Genomic DNA, 16,954 nt, shown 5'->3' on the forward strand with positions numbered 1-16,954 from the left:
CTGAGCCTGTCGAAGCCCCTCTGTTTCGCCGCACCCAACATGTCTGACGCTGCTTCCCCCAAAGATTACCGTTCCACGCTGAACCTGCCCGACACCCCCTTCCCGATGCGCGGCGACCTGCCCAAGCGCGAGCCGGGCTGGGTCAAGGAATGGAACGACGAAGGCCGCTACCACCGCCTGCGCGACGCCCGCCACGGCGCGCCCAAGTTCATCCTGCACGACGGCCCGCCGTACGCCAACGGCCAGATCCACATGGGCCACGCGGTGAACAAGATCCTCAAGGACATGATCACCAAGGCGCGCCAGCTCGAAGGCTTCGACGCGCTCTACGTGCCCGGCTGGGACTGCCACGGCCTGCCGATCGAGAACGCCATCGAAAAGCAGTTCGGCCGCAACCTGAGCCGCGACGAGATGCAGGCCAAGAGCCGCGCCTACGCCACCGAGCAGATCGCCCAGCAGATGGTCGACTTCCAGCGCCTGGGCGTGCTGGGCGAATGGGACCATCCCTACAAGACGATGGACTTCGCCAATGAAGCCGGCGAGCTGCGCGCGTTCAAGCGCGTGATCGAGCGCGGCTTCGTGTACCGCGGTCTCAAGCCCGTGTACTGGTGCTTCGACTGCGGCTCGTCGCTCGCCGAGTTCGAGATCGAGTACGCCGACAAGAAGAGCCAGACCATCGACGTGGCCTTCAAGGCGCACGAGCGCGAGAAGGTGCTCAAGGCCTTCGGCACCGACCACACGATCCTCGGCGACATCTTCGCGGTGATCTGGACCACCACCGCGTGGACGATCCCCGCCAACCAGGCGATCAACCTCAACCCCGAGCTCGAGTACTCGCTGGTCGACACCGAGCGCGGCCTGCTGATCCTGGCCAACTCGCTGGTCGAGATGTGCATGACGCGCTACGCGCTCGACGGCAAGGTGCTGGCCACGGTCAAGGGCGAGGCGCTCGGCGGGCTCGAGTTCGAGCATCCGCTGTACGACGTGGATGCGGGCTACCGGCGCCTGTCGCCCATCTACCTGGCCGACTACGCCACCGCCACCGACGGCACCGGCCTCGTGCACTCCTCGCCTGCCTACGGCGTGGACGACTTCAACTCCTGCATCGCCCACGGCGTGGCGTACGACGACATCCTGAACCCGGTGCAGGGCAACGGCAGCTACGCGCCTGACTTCCCGCTGTTCGGCGGCCAGAACATCTGGAAGGCCGTGCCGGTGATCATCGCCGCGCTGCGCGACGCCAACCGCCTGCTGACCACCGAGACCATCACCCACAGCTACCCGCACTGCTGGCGCCACAAGACGCCGGTGATCTACCGCGCGGCCGCGCAGTGGTTCGTGCGCATGGACGAGGGCGAAGGCGTGTTCACCAAGGACAAGGCGCCCAAGACGCTGCGCCAGACCGCGCTCGACGCCATCGAGCAGACCAGCTTCTACCCCGAGAACGGCAAGGCCCGCCTGCACGACATGATCGCCGGCCGGCCCGACTGGTGCATCAGCCGCCAGCGCAGCTGGGGCGTGCCGATCCCGTTCTTCCTGCACAAGGATTCGGGCGAGCTGCACCCGCGCACCATGGAGATCCTCGACCAGGCCGCCGACATCGTCGAGAAGGGCGGCATCGAGGCCTGGAGCCGCGTCACGGTCGAAGACATTCTGGGTGCCGAAGACGCACCGAGCTACACCAAGAGCACCGACATCCTCGAGGTGTGGTTCGACTCGGGCTCGACCTTCTCGCACGTGCTGCGCGGCACGCACCCCAACGTGCACCACGAGACCGGCCCCGAGGCCGACCTGTACCTCGAAGGCCACGACCAGCACCGCGGGTGGTTCCACTCGTCGCTGCTGATCGCCTGCATGCTGGAAGACCGCGCACCGTACAAGGGCCTGCTCACGCACGGCTTCACGGTGGATGCCAAGGGCATCAAGATGAGCAAGTCGCTCAAGAACGGCATCGACCCGCAGGAAATCAGCAACAAGCTGGGCTCGGAAATCATCCGCCTGTGGGTGGCCGCGAGCGACTACTCGGGCGACATCGCGGGCGACGACAAGATCCTCGCGCGCGTCGTCGACGCCTACCGCCGCATCCGCAACACGCTGCGCTTCCTGCTCGCGAACACCAGCGACTTCGACATCGCGAAAGACGCGGTGCCGCTCGACCAGCTGTTCGAGATCGATCGCTACGCGATGTCGCGTGCGGCGCAGTTCCAGGCCGAGATCCTCGCGCACTACCAGGTGTACGAGTTCCATCCGGTGGTGGCCAAGCTGCAGATCTACTGCTCGGAAGACCTGGGCGGCTTCTACCTCGATATCCTGAAGGACCGCCTCTACACGACGGCCCCGGGCTCGCTCGCGCGCCGCAGCGCGCAGACCGCGCTGTGGCACATCTCGCAAGCCATGCTGCGCTGGATGGCGCCGTTCCTGAGCTTCACGGCCGAAGAGGCCTGGAAGATCGTGGGCACCGGCAAGCCGGGCGAGTCGATCTTCACGCAGACCTACAGCCAGTTCGCCGCACCCGACGAGGCGCTGCTCGCCAAGTGGGGCCGCATCCGCGAGATCCGCGACGGCGTCAACAAGGACATCGAGGCGGTGCGCGCCGAGGGCAAGGTCGGTTCGTCGCTGCAGGCCAACCTGCAGCTGAACGCACCGGCCGACGACCTCGCGCTGCTGGGCTCGCTGGGCGACGACCTGAAGTTCGTGTTCATCGCCTCGGCGGTGGCGCTGGCAGCGGGCGACACGCTGTCGACCGTGGTCACGCCGAGCACCGCGCAGAAGTGCGAACGCTGCTGGCACTACCGCGAGGACGTGGGCCACGACCCGGCGCACCCGACCATCTGCGGCCGCTGCACGAGCAACCTGTTCGGCGCGGGCGAATCGCGCAGCGTGGCCTGATGGCGACCGCACGCTCCGCCTCGTCGGCCTCGCGTTCGCGCGGGGCCAGCATCTGGCCCTGGCTCGGGCTGGCGACGATCATCGTGATCATCGACCAGTTCACCAAGACGCTGATCCTGGGCTACTACAAGCTCGGCGACGCGACCTACGTGACGAGCTTCTTCAACGTCGTGCGGGCGCACAACACGGGCGCGGCCTTCTCGTTCCTGGCCGACCACTCGGGCTGGCAGCGCTGGTTCTTCACGGCCATCGGCGTGGCGGCAGCGATCTTCATCGTCTGGATGCTGCGGTCGCACGCAGGCCAGAAGCTCTTCTCGTTCGCCATGGCCTGCATCCTGGGCGGCGCGATCGGCAACGTGGTCGACCGCATGATGCACGGCTACGTGGTCGACTTCCTGAGCTTCCACTGGGGCAACTGGTACTTCCCGGCGTTCAACGCGGCGGACAGCGCCATCACGCTCGGGGCGATCTGCCTGATCGTCGACGAGATCCGGCGAGTCCGGCGCGGCAAGTAAGCCAGTTCTAGACCAAAGGGGCCCACGGGCCCCTTTTTCTTTGGGCCGCACGCTGCGCCCGCGGCCCCGGGGTTCTCCCCACTTCCCCGTCCTGTCATCGCGAAGTCATACTGCGCCGGTCCAATGTAATCGATTACATGAACCCCACCACGGACCCCGCACGATGAGCATCCAAGCAGTAGCCGCCCAGGCCGGGGTTTCCGTGGCCACGGTCTCGCGTGCCTTCAACTTCCCAGACAAGGTGACGCCGGCCACGCGCGAACTGGTCGAGCGCGTGGCGCGCGAGCTCAACTACCTGCCCAACGCCAGCGCCCGCACCTTGCGCACCCAGCGCAGCCGCACGCTCGGCGTGGTGCTGCCCACGCTGCTGAACCCGACCTTTGCCGAATGCCTGCAGGGCATTGCGCGCGCGGCCGTCGCAGGCGGCTACGCGATCCTGCCGGTCACCACCGGCTACCGGCTCGACGAGGAAGAGCGCGCCGTCCAGCTGCTGCTGGCGGGCAACGTCGACGGGCTGATCCTCGTGGTGTCGAACCCGTCCACCTCGGCCGCGCTGCAGCGCCTGCAGGCCGCCGGCGTGCCCTATGTGCTGGCCTACAACCGGCACGCCGACCACCCCTGCGTGTCGGTCGACAGCGAAGGCGCGGTGGCCGATGCGGTCACGCGGCTCGTGCTGCTGGGCCACCGGCGCATCGCGATGGTCAGCGGCACGCTGGCCGCGTCGGACCGCGCACAGCAGCGCTACCGCGGCTACCAGCGCGGCATGGCCGAAGCCGGCCTCGAGGCGCCGCCGCTCGTCGAAGTGCCCTTTGTCGAGACCGCCGTCGATGCGCTGTGCGCCGAGCTGCGCCCGCGCAGCCGCCCCACGGCGCTGGTCTGCTCGAACGACCTGCTCGCCATCCGCAGCATCCGCGCCGCGCATTTGAGCGGCCTCGCGGTGCCCGACGACCTCAGCGTGGTCGGCTTCGACGGCATCGCGCTCGGCGAAGACCTCACGCCCGCGCTCACCACCATCGCGCAGCCCAACAGCGACATCGGCCGCCACAGCGTCGAGCTGCTGGCGCAGGCGATCGCCGGCGGCCGCGCGCTGCAGGCCGACGCGAGCCTGCTGCTGCCCCATGCCTTCCGAGACGGCGAGTCGTGCGCGAATGCGCGCGAAGACAACGACGCCGCACTGTCCTGACCTCACCACCCCTCCCAGGAGTTTTTCCATGTCCCTGCGCTTTCACCGCCTCGCCCGCCTCGGCGTGCTGGCCGCCGCCCTCGTCGCCGCCGGCGGCGCCATGGCCCAGACCGCCATTTGCTACAACTGCCCGACCGAATGGGCCGACTGGGGCACCCAGCTCAAGGCCATCAAGGCCAAGACCGGCATCACCGTGCCGGCCGACAACAAGAACTCGGGCCAGTCGCTCGCGCAGCTGGTCGCCGAAAAAGCCAGCCCCGTGGCCGACGTCACCTACCTCGGCGTGACCTTCGCCGTGCAGGCCGCGAAAGACGGCGTGGTCGAGCCCTACAAGCCGGCCGCCTGGAAAGACATCCCCGACGGCCTGAAGGACCCGGCCGGCAACTGGTTCACCATCCACTCGGGCACGCTCGGCTTCATGGTCAACGTCGACGCGCTCAAGGGCAAGCCGGTGCCCAAGTCGTGGGCCGACCTGCTCAAGCCCGAGTACAAGGGCCTCATCGGCTACCTCGACCCCGCCTCGGCCTTCGTGGGCTACGTGGGCGCCGTGGCCGTGAACCAGGCGCGCGGCGGCACGCTCGACAACTTCAAGCCGGCCATCGACTACTTCAAGGCACTGCAGAAGAACGAGCCCATCGTGCCCAAGCAGACCTCGTACGCGCGCGTGCTGTCGGGCGAGATCGCGATCCTGCTCGACTACGACTTCAACGCCTACCGCGCCAAGTACAAGGACAAGGCCAACGTCGCCTTCGTCATCCCCAGCGAAGGCACGCTGGCCGTGCCCTACGTGATGAGCCTGGTCGCCAAGGCCCCGCACGCGGCCGATGCGAAGAAGGTGCTCGACTTCACGCTGTCCGACGAAGGCCAGGCCATCTGGGCCAAGGCCTACCTGCGCCCGGTGCGCGCCAGCACCATGCCCAAGGAGATCGAGGCGCAGTTCCTGCCCGCCAGCGACTACGCCCGCGCCAAGACCGTCGACTACGCCCGCATGGCCGACGCGCAGCGTGGCTTCTCCGACCAGTACCTGAAGGAAGTGCGCTGACCCGGCGCCGCGCGCGATGACACGCAGCACCACCACCTCCTCCAACGCCTGGAACCCGCGCTGGCGACTGCTGGCCTGCGTCGCGCCGGCGGCCGTCTTCTTCGCGGCCTTCTGGCTGCTGCCGGTGGTGCGCCTGCTCGCGCTGCCGGCCGACAAGGGCGCCGCCACCTACTTCGCGGTGCTGACCGATGCGCGCTACCTGCAAAGCATGGCCAACACCGTCGCGCTGTCGGTGGCGGTGACGCTGGCCACGCTGGTGCTGGGCGCGGCGGTGGGCATCTACCTCGCGCGCCATGCCTTCCCGGGCAAGCGCATGCTGCTGTCGCTGCTCACGCTGCCGCTGTCGTTCCCGGGCGTGATCATCGGCTTCTTCGTGATCCTGCTCGGCGGGCGCCAGGGCGTGGTGGCCGACCTGAGCGACGCGCTGGTCGGCGAGCGCATCACCTTCGCCTACGGCCTGCTCGGCCTCTTCCTGGCGTACCTGTATTTCTCGCTGCCGCGCGCCATCGCCACCTACGCCGCGGCGGCCGAGTCGATGAACACGCAGCTCGAAGAGGCGGCGCGTTCGCTCGGCGCCTCGAAGCTGCGCGTGGCGCGCGACGTGTGGATGCCCGAGCTCGCGCCCACCACGCTGGCCTGCGGCGCCATCCTGTTCGCCACCTCGATGGGCGCCTTCGGCACGGCCTTCACGCTGGCCAGCAAGTTCGAGGTGATCCCCATCACCATCTACAACGAGTTCACCAACTACGCCAACTTCGCGCTCGCCGCGTCGCTGTCGATCTCGCTGGGCGTCGTGACCTGGCTGGTGCTCTTCGTGGCGCGCCGCTTCGGCGCCAACCCGGTCGCCCGATGATGAAGACCCCTTCGCAACCCCGCGCCCCTTTCCTGCTCGCCGTCACGGTGATCGTGAGCCTCTTCATGATCGCGCCGATGCTGCTGTCGGTGATGGCCGGCCTCGTCAACAACTACAGCACGGGCCTCAAGAGCGGCCTCACGCTGCGCTGGCTCGGCGAGGTGTGGGAGAACTACGGCGGCACCGTCGGCTGGTCGCTCGCGCTGGCCGTGGCCTGCGTCGTGTGCACCGTGCTGATCGGCGTGCCCTGCGCCTACACGCTGGCGCGCAGCCGCTCGCGCGCGGCGCACATTTTCGAAGAACTTCTGACCCTGCCGGTCGCGGTGCCGGGCCTGGCGACGGCGCTCGCGCTCATCCTCGCCTACGGCCAGCTCACGGCCTTCCGCCAGAGCTTCGCCTTCATCCTCGTGGGCCACATCGTCTTCACGCTGCCCTTCATGGTGCGCACCGTGAGCTCGGCCTTCCAGCGCGACGACCTGCTCGCGCTCGAAGAGGCCGCGCGCTCGCTGGGCGCGAACTTCCGCCAGCGCTTCATGGGCATCCTCGTGCCCGCCGTGTTCCCGGCCATCGTGGCCGGCAGCCTGATGGTGTTCACGCTGTCGGTGGGCGAATTCAACCTCACCTGGATGCTGCACACGCCGCTCACGCGCACGCTGCCCGTGGGCCTGGCCGACAGCTACGCCTCGATGCGCATCGAGATCGGATCGGCCTACACGCTGGTCTTTTTCGCAGTGATCCTTCCCGTGCTGTGGGGCCTGCAGTACCTTGCCAACCTGATGCAGAAACGCCATGGAACTTGAACGCATCCCCGTCGACATCTCGAACTGCGCGAAGACCTATGCCGACGGCACGCGCGGCCTGCAGCCCACCAACCTCAAGGTGGAAGCGGGCGAGGTGCTCGCGCTGCTCGGCCCCTCGGGCTGCGGCAAGACCACGCTGCTGCGTCTCATCGCCGGACTCGAAGCACCCGACGACGGCAGCCGCATCGTCTTCGGCGACCAGGACGTCACGCAGCGCCCGGTCGAGCACCGCGGCGTGGGCATGGTGTTCCAGAGCTACGCCCTCTTTCCGCAGATGACGGTGGCGGCCAACATCGGCTACGGCCTGCGCATCCGCGGCGTGTCACCCGAGGAAGAGAAACGCGCTGTCGGCGAACTGGTCGACCTCGTGCGCCTGGGCGGCCTGGAGAACAAGCGTCCCGCCGAGCTCTCGGGCGGCCAGCGCCAGCGCGTGGCCCTGGCGCGCGCCGTGGCCGTGCGCCCGCGCGTGCTGCTGCTCGACGAGCCGCTGGCCGCGCTCGACGCCAAGCTCAAGGAATCGCTGCGCGACGAACTGGCCGAGCTGCTGCGCCGCCTGCACATCACGGCCATCCATGTCACGCACGACCAGCAGGAGGCGCTGGCCATCGCCGACCGGCTCGCGGTGATGCGCGCCGGGCGCATCGTGCAGGTCGGGCGCGGCGAAGACCTATACCGCGCGCCCGCGCACCCCTTCGTGGCCGAGTTCCTGGGCCGGGTCAACCGGCTGGAGCGCGCCGCCGACGCCATCGCACAGGGCGTTGTCCGACTCGGAGGGTCGTCGCTGCCCTGCCCCGCACCCTGGCAGCAGCATGCGACGCTGCTGGTGCGGCCCGAAGACATCGAGGTCGGCGCGCCCCCGCCCGGCGAGGCGCCCGGCTGGGGCCGCGCCACGGTCGAACGCCGCACCTTCCTCGGCGACCGCGTGCAGCTGCACCTGCGCCTGCAGGACCAGCCCGTGCTGGTGGCCGACGTGGGGCGCGACAGCCCCTTCGAACCGGGCGACGCGGTGGGCCTGCGCATCCCGGCCGACCGCCTGATGACCTCGCAGGAAACCCGCGCATGACCACGACCACGCCCCCCAACACCTTCCTGGTCCAGCTGACCGACCTGCACATCCGCGAGCCCGGCCGGCTGGCCTATGGCCGCATCGACACGGCACCCTACCTCGCGCGCGCCGTGCAGTCGGTGCTCGCGCTGCGCCAGCCGCCCGACGCGGTGGTGATCACCGGCGACCTGACCGACTTCGGCCGCGCCGCCGAGTACGAGCACCTGGCCGCCCTGCTCGCGCCGCTGACGATGCCCGTCTACCTGCTGCCCGGCAACCACGACGACCGCGACCAGCTGCGCCGCAGCTTCCCCGGCCACGCCTACCTGGGCACGGGCGCCGACACGCACGGCTTCGTGCAGTACTCGGTGCGCGTCGGCGCGCTGCGGCTGCTCACGCTCGACACCTGCGTGCCCGGCGCCAGCCACGGCACGCTGTGCGACAAACGCCTGGCCTGGCTCGAAGCCCAGCTCGACGCCTGCCGCCACGAGCCCGTGGTGGTCGCCATGCACCACCCGCCCTTCGAGACGCTGATCGGCCACATGGACGAGATCGGCCTGCTCGAGGGCGCCGACGCGCTCGAGGCCCTGCTGCGCAGCTACACGAACGTCGAGCGCGTGATCTGCGGCCACCTGCACCGCGCCATCGATGTGCGCTTCGGCGGCACCATCGCCTCGACCTCGCCGGCGCAGGCGCACCAGGTCTGCCTCGACCTGACGCCCGACGCCGCCTCGGCCTGGACGCTGGAGCCGCCCGCCTTCCGGGTGCACGCCTGGTCCGCGGCCGGGCGCCGACTCGTGACCCACCTGGCGGCCTCCGGCAGCTTCGAAGGCCCTTATCCTTTCCACGACAACGGAGCCCTGATCGACTGAAGCGTCTACTTGTGGAAAATGGGGCTGAAACGAATCAAAACGAAAACAAGAGAAAGGTCAGACCCCGCCCTCCATGAAGCACCTTCTGAATCTGCTTGCGGCCGTCGCCCTGCTGGTGTGGGGCACGCACCTCGTGCGCACCGGCGTGCTGCGCGTCTTCGGCGCCAACCTGCGCAAGATCCTCGTGCAGAGCATGCGCAACCGCTTCACGGCTGCGCTCTCGGGCATCGGCGTCACGGCGCTCGTGCAGTCGAGCACGGCCACCTCGCTCATGACCTCCTCGTTCGTGGGGCAGGGCCTGGTCACGCTGCCGGCGGCGCTGGCGGTGATGCGGGGCGCCGACGTGGGCACGGCGCTGATCTCGGTGCTGTTCTCGGCCGACCTCTCGTGGCTCTCGCCGATGTTCATCTTCGTGGGGGTGGTGCTGTTCATCACGCGCTCGGCCACCGTGGCGGGCCGCGTGGGGCGGGTGCTGATCGGGCTGGGGCTGATGCTGCTGGCGCTGCAGCTGGTGGTGGCGGCCACCGAGCCGCTGTTCTCGTCGCCGGCCGTGCGCGCGCTGCTGGCGTCCATCACCAGCGATGTGCTGCTGGAAATCACCCTGGGTGCCGCACTTGCCATCGTGGCCTATTCAAGCCTGGCGGTGGTGCTGCTGGTGGCGGCCATGGCGAGCTCGAACGTGGTGCCACTCGACGTGGCCCTGGGCCTGGTGCTCGGTGCCAACCTCGGCAGCGGCCTGCTGGCGGTGCTGACCACGGCGCGCTCGGCCGTGTCGGTGCGGCAGGTGACGGTGGGCAACCTGCTGTTCAAGGCGCTGGGCGTGGCGCTGGTCACGCCGTTCGTGGGGCTGTGGGTGCGCTACGTGCAGCCGCAGCTGCCGAACCAGACGCACGGCGTGGTGCTGTTCCACCTGGCGTTCAACATCGTGATCAGCGTCGGCTTCATCGGTCTCACGCAGTGGGTGGCCAAGCTGGTGACGCGCATGCTGCCCGTGCCGCCGCAGCCGGTGGGCACGAGCCGGCCGCATCACCTCGACCCTTCGGCGCTGTCGACGCCTTCGCTGGCCATTTCGAACGCGGCGCGCGAGGCGCTGCACCAGGCGGACATCGTGGAGACGATGCTCATCGGCACGCTCGACGTGATCCGCAACAACGACCTGCGGCTGGCGCAGGAGCTGCGGCAACTCGATGACACGGTGGACGAGCTGTACTCGGCGATCAAGTACTACATGACGCGCATTTCTCGCGAGGCGCTGGGCGAAGAGGAAAGCCGGCGGTGGACGGACATCATCAGCTTCACGATCAACATGGAGCAGATCGGGGACATCATCGAGCGGGTGATCATCGATATCGAGGACAAGAAGATCAAGCCGCAGCGCAACTTCTCGGAAGCGGGGATGGCGGAGATCGTCGAGTTGCACCAGCGGCTGGTTGCCAATCTGCGGTTGAGCATGAGTGTGTTCTTGAACGGCAATGTTCGTGACGCACAAAAGCTGCTGGAAGAGAAGGCGCGGTTTCGGGATCTGGAGCGGGCCTATGCAACAACCCATCTGGATCGGTTGTCGGATCGGACTACTTTGAGCATCGAGACGAGTTCTCTGCACATTGACTTGATCAGCGATTTGAAGCGGATCAATTCGCATATCTGTTCTATTGCTTATCCGATTCTGGAATCGGCTGGGGCTTTGGCGCCTAGCCGGCTGCGGGAGTCTCGGTTGGGGAAGATCGAGGGTTAGTCGTTTGGGGGGCTGAGGCCGGGTCTCGCCCCGGCGGGCGACTCACTTTCTTTTGCTTCGCCAAAAGAAAGTAAGCAAAGAAAAGGCGACCCTGCTGTCTGCGTCCCTCCGCTTCGCTGCGGGCAACCTGCGGTGCTCACGTTTCGCGGGGTCTCGCCCAAACTCGCTTCGCTCAAACAAGGGCGAGCCCTGATCCGCGAAACGCTGCGCTCCTCGGCGCATACAGAAGGGCTTTGGATACCGGGCGGGCCATCGCTTCGCTCGGCCTGTGAAGGCAGACGGGCTCTGCCTCGTTTACCAGAAGTCTCCTAAAAGCCCAGCAATGCTCGGGGCTCCGAAGGAGTTCGACATGACCATTGTTCTGCCGCAAAGCGCGGTCGCCGCGTCGCTCGGGGTGCAGCAACTTGCCACCGCGTTCAGTCCGGCGTTTTCGCATCTACGCATTCTTCGCAACCTCATCATCCCGATGCCTTCCGGTTGCGTGGTGCCCACGGCGCGCATCGATGCGGTCGTCGTGTGCGAGACCGGGGTGTACCTGTTCGAGATCAAGGCCTGGCGCAATGCGTTCGTCTATCGCAAGAAGTCCGACGAGGCGCCGCCGCGCTGGTTCTTGCGGCTGCATGGCTGCACGCGGGCGCGTGAGGTGAAAGACCCGGCCTGGCAGGGCGGGCGCAAGACGACGCAGTTGCGCAGCCTGCTGCCGGATGAGCTGCGGCTGCAGTACTTCGTGCTGCTGCCGTGCGAAGGCGTGGAGCTGGAGGGCGTGATGCCGGCGGCCGTGATCACGCAGCAGGACCTGCCGTACATCGCGCGCCTGGTGCGCAACAACGGGCGCACGGCGCGCACGTACCCGCTGCTGGACGCGCAGGCGGTCGATCGCACAGTGCAGCGGCTGCTGGAGATCCAGGGCGATCTGTCGCTGGAAACGCATGCGCAGAACTGCCGCGAACGCATCGAACGGCCTGCGGTGGCGTGGCCGGCGGTGAACGCGATGGGGTTGCAGTAACGACTGCTCACCAACCAGCCCTGCGCGCGGGAGGGCGTCCCACATTCCTCCGACATTGGTGAAGACCATGCGGTGATGATGATTCCTCCCAAGTCCCTCGCGGCCCTTGCCGCGCTGTGCCTCGCGATGGTGGCCTGCCCGGCACAGGCCGCCGACCCGTTCACCGTGCAGGACATCCGCCTCGAAGGCCTGCAGCGCGTCGAAGCGGGCACGGTGTTCGCGACCCTCGGCCTGAAGGCCGGCGACATGTACAGCGACGACCGCGGCAGCGCGGCGATCCGCGCGCTGTTCGACCTCGGACTGTTCAAGGACGTGCGCATCGACGTGAACGGCCGGGTGCTCGTGGTCATCGTCGAAGAGCGCCCCACCGTGGCCGATGTCGACTTCGCGGGCACCAAGGAGTTCGACAAGGCGGCGTTGCAGAAGGCGCTGCGCGACATCGGGCTGGCCGAAGGCCGGCCTTACGACAAGGCGCTGGCCGACCGCGCACAGCAGGAGCTCAAGCGCCAGTACATCGGCCGCAGCCTCTACAACGCGCAGGTGGTCACCACCGTCACGCCGCTGGAGCGCAACCGCGTCAACCTCACGTTCAGCGTGACCGAGGGCGAGCCGGCGCGCATCACGCGGGTGCGCGTGGTCGGGCAGCAGGCTTTCGACGAGCGCACGCTGCTCGACCTGTTCGACCAGGACAGCGGCGGCTGGCTGGCGTGGTACACGAAGTCGAACCAGTACGCGCGCACCAAGTTCGACGCCGACCTGGAAACGCTGCGCGCGTTCTACCTGACGCGCGGGTACCTCGAGTTCCGCATCGAGTCGACGCAGGTCGCGATCTCGGCCGACCGGCAGACGCTGGAGCTCACGGTGAACATCAGCGAGGGCGAGAAGTTCGCCGTGGCCGGCGTGAAGCTGGCGGGCAACTACCTGGGACGCGAGGACGAGTTCAAGTCGCTCGTCACCGTGCGCCCCGGCGCGCCCTACAACGGCGAGGACGTGGCGGCCACCACCAAGGCCTTCGCCGACCACTTCGGCACCTTCGGCTACGCCTTCGCGCGCGTGAAAGCCGAGCCCGAGATCGACCGGGCCCAACGCCGCGTCGTGATGGTGCTGAACGCCGAGCCCGGGCGGCGCGCCTATGTGCGGCGGCTGAACATCGGTGGCAATGCGCGCACGCGCGACGAGGTGATCCGGCGCGAGTTCCGCCAGTACGAAGGCGCCTGGTACGACGGCACGAAGATCAAGCTGTCGCGCGACCGTGTGGACCGCCTGGGCTTCTTCACCGAGGTGAACGTCGAGACCGCCGAAGTGCCGGGCAGCAACGACCAGGTCGACCTGAACGTCACCGTGGCCGAGAAGCCCACCGGCTCGCTGCAACTCGGCGCGGGCTACTCGTCGACCGACAAGATCTCGCTGAGCTTCGGCATCACGCAGGAGAACGTGTTCGGCTCGGGCAACTACCTGGGGTTGCAGGTCAACACCAGCTCGTACAACCGCTCGGTGTCGCTCACGGCCACCGACCCGTACTTCACGAAGGACGGCATCTCGCGCACCTTCAACCTGTTCCACACCACCACGCGGCCCTACTACGAGGCCGACGGCAACTACAAGCTCGCGAGCGACGGCGGCTCGGTGCGCTTCGGGCTGCCGGTGAACGAGCTGGACACGGTGTACCTGGGCATCGGCGTCGAACGTTATTCGTTCACGCCAGGCACCAACGGTTCGTACACGCTGGTCAACGGCTCGTATGTCTACACGGCCACGCCGCAGGCCTACCTCGACTACTTCCAGTGCACCGGCACCGCGCCGAGCGTGGTGTGCGCGGGCAGGAACGTGGTGGGCATCCCGGCCACCGTGGGCTGGTCGCGCGACGACCGCGACAGCGCCCTGGTGCCCACGCGCGGGCGCCTGCAGAGCGCCAACCTCGAGCTGGGCGTGGGCAGCGAGTTGCGCTACCTGAAGACCAACTACCAGTACCAGCAGTACGTGCCGCTGTCCAAGCAGTACACGCTGGCCTTCAACGGCCAGCTCGGCTATGCGAAGGCGCTGGGCGGCAGCAGCTTCCCGATCTTCAAGAACTTCTATGCGGGCGGGCTGGGCTCGATCCGCGGCTTCGAGCAGAACTCGCTGGGCCCGACCGACGCGGTCACCGGCGGCTCGCTGGGCGGCACGCGCAAGGCGATCTTCAACATGGAGCTGACCACGCCCTTCCCCGGCGCGGGCAACGACAAGTCGCTGCGGCTTTACACCTTCTTCGATGCGGGCAACGTGTTCGCCGAACGCACGGCCAGCATGACCGACGCGCAGTGGAAGGCGCAGAACCGCCTGCGCGCCTCGGCCGGCCTGGGCATCAGCTGGATCTCGCCGCTGGGGCCGCTGCGCCTGGCGTATGCGGTGCCGATCGTCTACCAGAAGGAGGACACGGCCAACGGCATCGTGGCCGACCGCACGCAGCGCTTCCAGTTCCAGATCGGCACGTCTTTCTGAACCGGACCGCACGCGCCATGAGCCGCATCCTGCTGGTGGAAGACGGACGCGAGATCGCGTCGCTGCTGCTGGGCCCGCTGCAGCGCGCGGGCCACGAGGTGGAGCAGCTGGGCGATGGCGCCGCCGCGCTCGAGCGCATCCTGCATGCGCCGCCGGCGCTCACGCTGCTCGACGTGGTGCTGCCGCGCATCGACGGGCTGCAGGTGATCGCGCAGGTGCGCGCGCGCAGCGACCACCCGATCATCGTGCTGACGGCGCGCGCGCACGAGGCCGACCGGCTGCGCGGCTTCGACCTAGGCGCCGACGACTATGTCTGCAAGCCCTTCTCGCCGCGCGAGGTGGTGGCGCGCGTGCACACGGTGCTGCGTCGGCGCGCACCGCCCGACCCGGACGTGGGCATGGCCTCGCCGGCCGTGGCCTTCGACAGCGCAATGGGCCATGCATGGCTGGAAGGCCGGGCCCTGGCGCTCACGCGCCGCGAGCTGCTGTTGCTGCGTGCGCTGTCGCGCGAACCGGGGCGTGTGTTCACGCGCGCCAGGCTGCTCGAAGCGGCGTTCCCCGAGGCGCTCGACGTGAACGAGCGCGCGGTCGACGGACACATCAAGAACCTGCGGCGCAAGCTCGCAGCCGTCTCGCCCTCGCACGGCTGGATTCGCTCGGTCTACGGCGTGGGGTTCAGCTTCGCGCAGCGGCCGGGCTGAGGGCCGGCTCGGCCTTGCATGCGCCGTGGCCGCGCGATGTGCGGCCTTCGCTGCGCCTTTGCATGATCGGCGCTAGCGTCGACAGGCTGGCATTGCGCACTGTCGCCTGTCGCGCCTCCACGCAAGCGCCGCGTGCCGCGACGCTGATGCCCAGCGCCAGGCTGCAGAACGCAAGACAGCCCGCACAGGTGTGCGCCAGTGCGCGCATCGCGGCCCGTGGTGTCAAGCGCCCCTCGACGGACACGGCAGGCGGGAGCGGCATCCGCAACACCGCTCAGCCTTCCGTGCGCGGCGGCACCAGCGCGCGGATGCGGGCGATGCCATCGAGCGCGCGCGGGCGCATCGGCCGCAAGCCGCCCATTGGCATGGGGCCGCTGCCGGGCGGCGGCGGGCGTTCGGTCAGCGGGCGCGCGGCGGGGTCAACCACCAGCATGAGCAGCGCGACATAGCGCCGGCCTTCCTCGCGCACCGCGCCCAGCACCGTGTCGCCGGCCCGCAGCGCGATGCCGTCGGCGCTGTTGAGCGTGTCGCGCAGCCGCGCGCGCTGGTAGCTGGAGACCTGCGTGTAGAGGAACTCGCTGAGCGCATCGGGCAAAAAGAACTGCGTCGTGAGCACGGCGCGCTCGCGGTGGTGCACCTTGACGTGGATGTGCGTGGTGCGCCCCGCGTACCAGCCCGGGTAGAGCGTGGCGAACGCCGCTTGGCCGTCGCGGTCGGTGCGCTGGCTGCCGCGCAGGAAGGCCTGGCCTTCGAAGCCGCGCGTGCGGTCGTCGCCCTGCCCGCCAAAGCCCGAGTAGTTGCCCTGCGCGTCGCAGTGCCACAGGTCGGTGCGCAGGCCGCGCAGCGGGCGCCCGGCGGCATCGAGCACGCGCAGGCGCACATCGAGCGGCACGCCCTCGCGGCCGTCGGTCAGGTCGGTGCGGAAGTTCGCGAGGTCCAGGTAGTACGGGCCCTCGGTGGTCTGGGCGGTCAGCGGGAGCTTCTGCGCTGCGGCGGCCTCGGGGGCGGACGCGGCCAGCCCGGCCGCGCCGATCGCAGCCAGCAGGCCCCGGCGCCCGATCGCTTCACCGGCCATGGGCAGCCTCCTTTCTGGCAGGTGCGCGCACGCCGGAGGCCCGCGCCTCGGCCCAGACCACGAGCAGCGTCCACACATGCGCGACGCCCCAGAACAGCGCCGCCAGCAGGAACAGCAGCAGGTCGATGTCGGTGTCGCCCGGGGGCGTGGACGGCGGCGCGGCGTGCCCCGGCGAGGCCCAGGCGAGTGCGGCGACGGCCAGTGCGCGGAAGGCGGAGGTGGGAGGGGCGCGGTGCGTGTCCGGTGTCATGGCGGGCATCGTGCGATCCGAATCGGGAGAAATGTGGGAGAGGCGCGGGAGAGCGCGTCTCCCAGATTCCTCCCCAATCGGGCGCCATGATCGGCGGCTTGCCCATGCCATCCCCGCCCCCGAAACGCATGCCGCAGAATGCGGCCATGCCCCCGCCGCCGAGCCCATGCCGCGCCTGACCCTCTCCCGCAAGATCTTCCTGGCCCTGGCCGCCCTGCTGATCGTGCTGCTGCTGAGCTTCGTGGGCTTCTCGATCGTCGCGCTGCAGCGGGGCCTGGGCGCCTACGTGGCCGAGATCGAGATCCGCCGCATGGACTGGCTCTCGCAGCTCCTGCTGAAGCACTACACCGCCAACGGCGACTGGAAGAAACTGCGCGACAACGACGACGCTTGGCACCGCCTGCAGCTGGGCCAGTCGGCGATGGTGATCGACGGCGCCGCCACGCCCGACGACCGGCGGCTGCCGCCCTGGTACGAGCGCCGTGCGCCCGGCACACCGGGAGACGG

14 protein-coding genes and 1 pseudogene are annotated in these 16,954 nt (G+C 68.8%); 13 read left to right on the forward strand and 2 right to left on the reverse strand.

Going from position 1 to position 16,954, the window contains the following annotated elements; genetic code table 11:
- Window positions 1–39 precede the first annotated feature (39 nt).
- The 12 genes from ileS to AC07XP_RS22365 all read left to right on the forward strand — a co-directional run bounded on the left by ileS (window position 40) and on the right by AC07XP_RS22365 (window position 15,122).
- Window positions 40–2,889 carry an isoleucine--tRNA ligase gene (gene ileS, locus AC07XP_RS22310; RefSeq protein WP_495265895.1) on the forward strand — a complete coding sequence of 950 codons (2,850 nt, stop codon included), beginning with the start codon at window positions 40–42 and terminating at the stop codon, window positions 2,887–2,889.
- Window positions 2,889–3,404, forward strand: coding sequence for a signal peptidase II (lspA, locus tag AC07XP_RS22315; protein ID WP_062480914.1), 516 nt, complete (start codon window positions 2,889–2,891; stop codon window positions 3,402–3,404). Before ileS ends, lspA begins: the two co-directional genes overlap by 1 nt.
- A gap of 163 nt (window positions 3,405–3,567) precedes the next feature.
- A complete protein-coding gene (locus tag AC07XP_RS22320; RefSeq protein WP_495265896.1) occupies window positions 3,568–4,587 on the forward strand; it encodes a LacI family DNA-binding transcriptional regulator in 1,020 nt (339 codons plus the stop codon).
- 28 nt (window positions 4,588–4,615) lie between these two features.
- Window positions 4,616–5,629, forward strand: coding sequence for an ABC transporter substrate-binding protein (locus tag AC07XP_RS22325; protein WP_495265897.1), 1,014 nt, complete (start codon window positions 4,616–4,618; stop codon window positions 5,627–5,629).
- Between the two features lie 16 nt (window positions 5,630–5,645).
- Window positions 5,646–6,482: an ABC transporter permease gene (locus tag AC07XP_RS22330; protein WP_495265898.1), complete on the forward strand. Its 837-nt coding sequence runs from the start codon at window positions 5,646–5,648 to the stop codon at window positions 6,480–6,482.
- Entirely contained in the window at window positions 6,482–7,282 is an 801-nt protein-coding gene (locus AC07XP_RS22335) for an ABC transporter permease (protein WP_307587071.1), read from the forward strand. The genes AC07XP_RS22330 and AC07XP_RS22335 overlap by 1 nt, the downstream gene beginning before the upstream one ends.
- Complete coding sequence (locus AC07XP_RS22340; RefSeq protein WP_062480904.1) at window positions 7,272–8,345, forward strand: ABC transporter ATP-binding protein; 1,074 nt, start codon at window positions 7,272–7,274, stop codon at window positions 8,343–8,345. Before AC07XP_RS22335 ends, AC07XP_RS22340 begins: the two co-directional genes overlap by 11 nt.
- Complete coding sequence (locus tag AC07XP_RS22345; RefSeq protein ID WP_495265899.1) at window positions 8,342–9,199, forward strand: phosphodiesterase; 858 nt, start codon at window positions 8,342–8,344, stop codon at window positions 9,197–9,199. The genes AC07XP_RS22340 and AC07XP_RS22345 overlap by 4 nt, the downstream gene beginning before the upstream one ends.
- A gap of 73 nt (window positions 9,200–9,272) precedes the next feature.
- A complete protein-coding gene (locus AC07XP_RS22350) occupies window positions 9,273–10,934 on the forward strand; it encodes a Na/Pi cotransporter family protein (RefSeq protein WP_062480901.1) in 1,662 nt (553 codons plus the stop codon).
- Between the two features lie 349 nt (window positions 10,935–11,283).
- Window positions 11,284–11,940 (forward strand): nuclease-related domain-containing protein, encoded by a 657-nt coding sequence (locus AC07XP_RS22355; RefSeq protein ID WP_495265900.1) that lies wholly within the window; start codon window positions 11,284–11,286, stop codon window positions 11,938–11,940.
- A 126-nt stretch (window positions 11,941–12,066) separates the two neighbouring features.
- Complete coding sequence (gene bamA, locus AC07XP_RS22360) at window positions 12,067–14,421, forward strand: outer membrane protein assembly factor BamA (RefSeq protein ID WP_495265904.1); 2,355 nt, start codon at window positions 12,067–12,069, stop codon at window positions 14,419–14,421.
- 17 nt (window positions 14,422–14,438) lie between these two features.
- The gene (locus tag AC07XP_RS22365) at window positions 14,439–15,122 is read left to right on the forward strand and encodes a response regulator (protein ID WP_495265901.1); all 684 of its coding nucleotides are present in this window, start codon (window positions 14,439–14,441) and stop codon (window positions 15,120–15,122) included.
- Window positions 15,123–15,396: 274 nt separating this feature from the next.
- On the opposite strand, the gene AC07XP_RS22370 is transcribed toward AC07XP_RS22365, so the two are convergent.
- Window positions 15,397–16,197, reverse strand: a complete 801-nt coding sequence (locus AC07XP_RS22370) for a dioxygenase family protein (RefSeq protein WP_495265902.1) — start codon at window positions 16,195–16,197, stop codon at window positions 15,397–15,399.
- The gene (locus AC07XP_RS22375) at window positions 16,187–16,456 is read right to left on the reverse strand and encodes a hypothetical protein (RefSeq protein WP_495265903.1); all 270 of its coding nucleotides are present in this window, start codon (window positions 16,454–16,456) and stop codon (window positions 16,187–16,189) included. Before AC07XP_RS22375 ends, AC07XP_RS22370 begins: the two co-directional genes overlap by 11 nt.
- A gap of 157 nt (window positions 16,457–16,613) precedes the next feature.
- On the opposite strand from AC07XP_RS22375, the pseudogene AC07XP_RS22380 reads away from it, so the two are divergent.
- Window positions 16,614–16,954: pseudogene (locus tag AC07XP_RS22380) on the forward strand (ATP-binding protein); the annotation flags it as partial.

This window comes from Variovorax sp. GW531-E2 (assembly GCF_059423125.1).

What these genes read in the sequence shown, in the direction of transcription:
- ileS (WP_495265895.1), top strand. Translation starts at nt 40, where the DNA reads ATGTCTGACGCTGCTTCCCCCAAAGATTACCGTTCCACGCTGAACCTG.
- lspA (WP_062480914.1), top strand. Translation starts at nt 2,889, where the DNA reads ATGGCGACCGCACGCTCCGCCTCGTCGGCCTCGCGTTCGCGCGGGGCC.
- AC07XP_RS22320 (WP_495265896.1), top strand. Translation starts at nt 3,568, where the DNA reads ATGAGCATCCAAGCAGTAGCCGCCCAGGCCGGGGTTTCCGTGGCCACG.
- AC07XP_RS22325 (WP_495265897.1), top strand. Translation starts at nt 4,616, where the DNA reads ATGTCCCTGCGCTTTCACCGCCTCGCCCGCCTCGGCGTGCTGGCCGCC.
- AC07XP_RS22330 (WP_495265898.1), top strand. Translation starts at nt 5,646, where the DNA reads ATGACACGCAGCACCACCACCTCCTCCAACGCCTGGAACCCGCGCTGG.
- AC07XP_RS22335 (WP_307587071.1), top strand. Translation starts at nt 6,482, where the DNA reads ATGAAGACCCCTTCGCAACCCCGCGCCCCTTTCCTGCTCGCCGTCACG.
- AC07XP_RS22340 (WP_062480904.1), top strand. Translation starts at nt 7,272, where the DNA reads ATGGAACTTGAACGCATCCCCGTCGACATCTCGAACTGCGCGAAGACC.
- AC07XP_RS22345 (WP_495265899.1), top strand. Translation starts at nt 8,342, where the DNA reads ATGACCACGACCACGCCCCCCAACACCTTCCTGGTCCAGCTGACCGAC.
- AC07XP_RS22350 (WP_062480901.1), top strand. Translation starts at nt 9,273, where the DNA reads ATGAAGCACCTTCTGAATCTGCTTGCGGCCGTCGCCCTGCTGGTGTGG.
- AC07XP_RS22355 (WP_495265900.1), top strand. Translation starts at nt 11,284, where the DNA reads ATGACCATTGTTCTGCCGCAAAGCGCGGTCGCCGCGTCGCTCGGGGTG.
- bamA (WP_495265904.1), top strand. Translation starts at nt 12,067, where the DNA reads ATGGTGGCCTGCCCGGCACAGGCCGCCGACCCGTTCACCGTGCAGGAC.
- AC07XP_RS22365 (WP_495265901.1), top strand. Translation starts at nt 14,439, where the DNA reads ATGAGCCGCATCCTGCTGGTGGAAGACGGACGCGAGATCGCGTCGCTG.
- AC07XP_RS22370 (WP_495265902.1), bottom strand. Translation starts at nt 16,197, where the DNA reads ATGGCCGGTGAAGCGATCGGGCGCCGGGGCCTGCTGGCTGCGATCGGC.
- AC07XP_RS22375 (WP_495265903.1), bottom strand. Translation starts at nt 16,456, where the DNA reads ATGCCCGCCATGACACCGGACACGCACCGCGCCCCTCCCACCTCCGCC.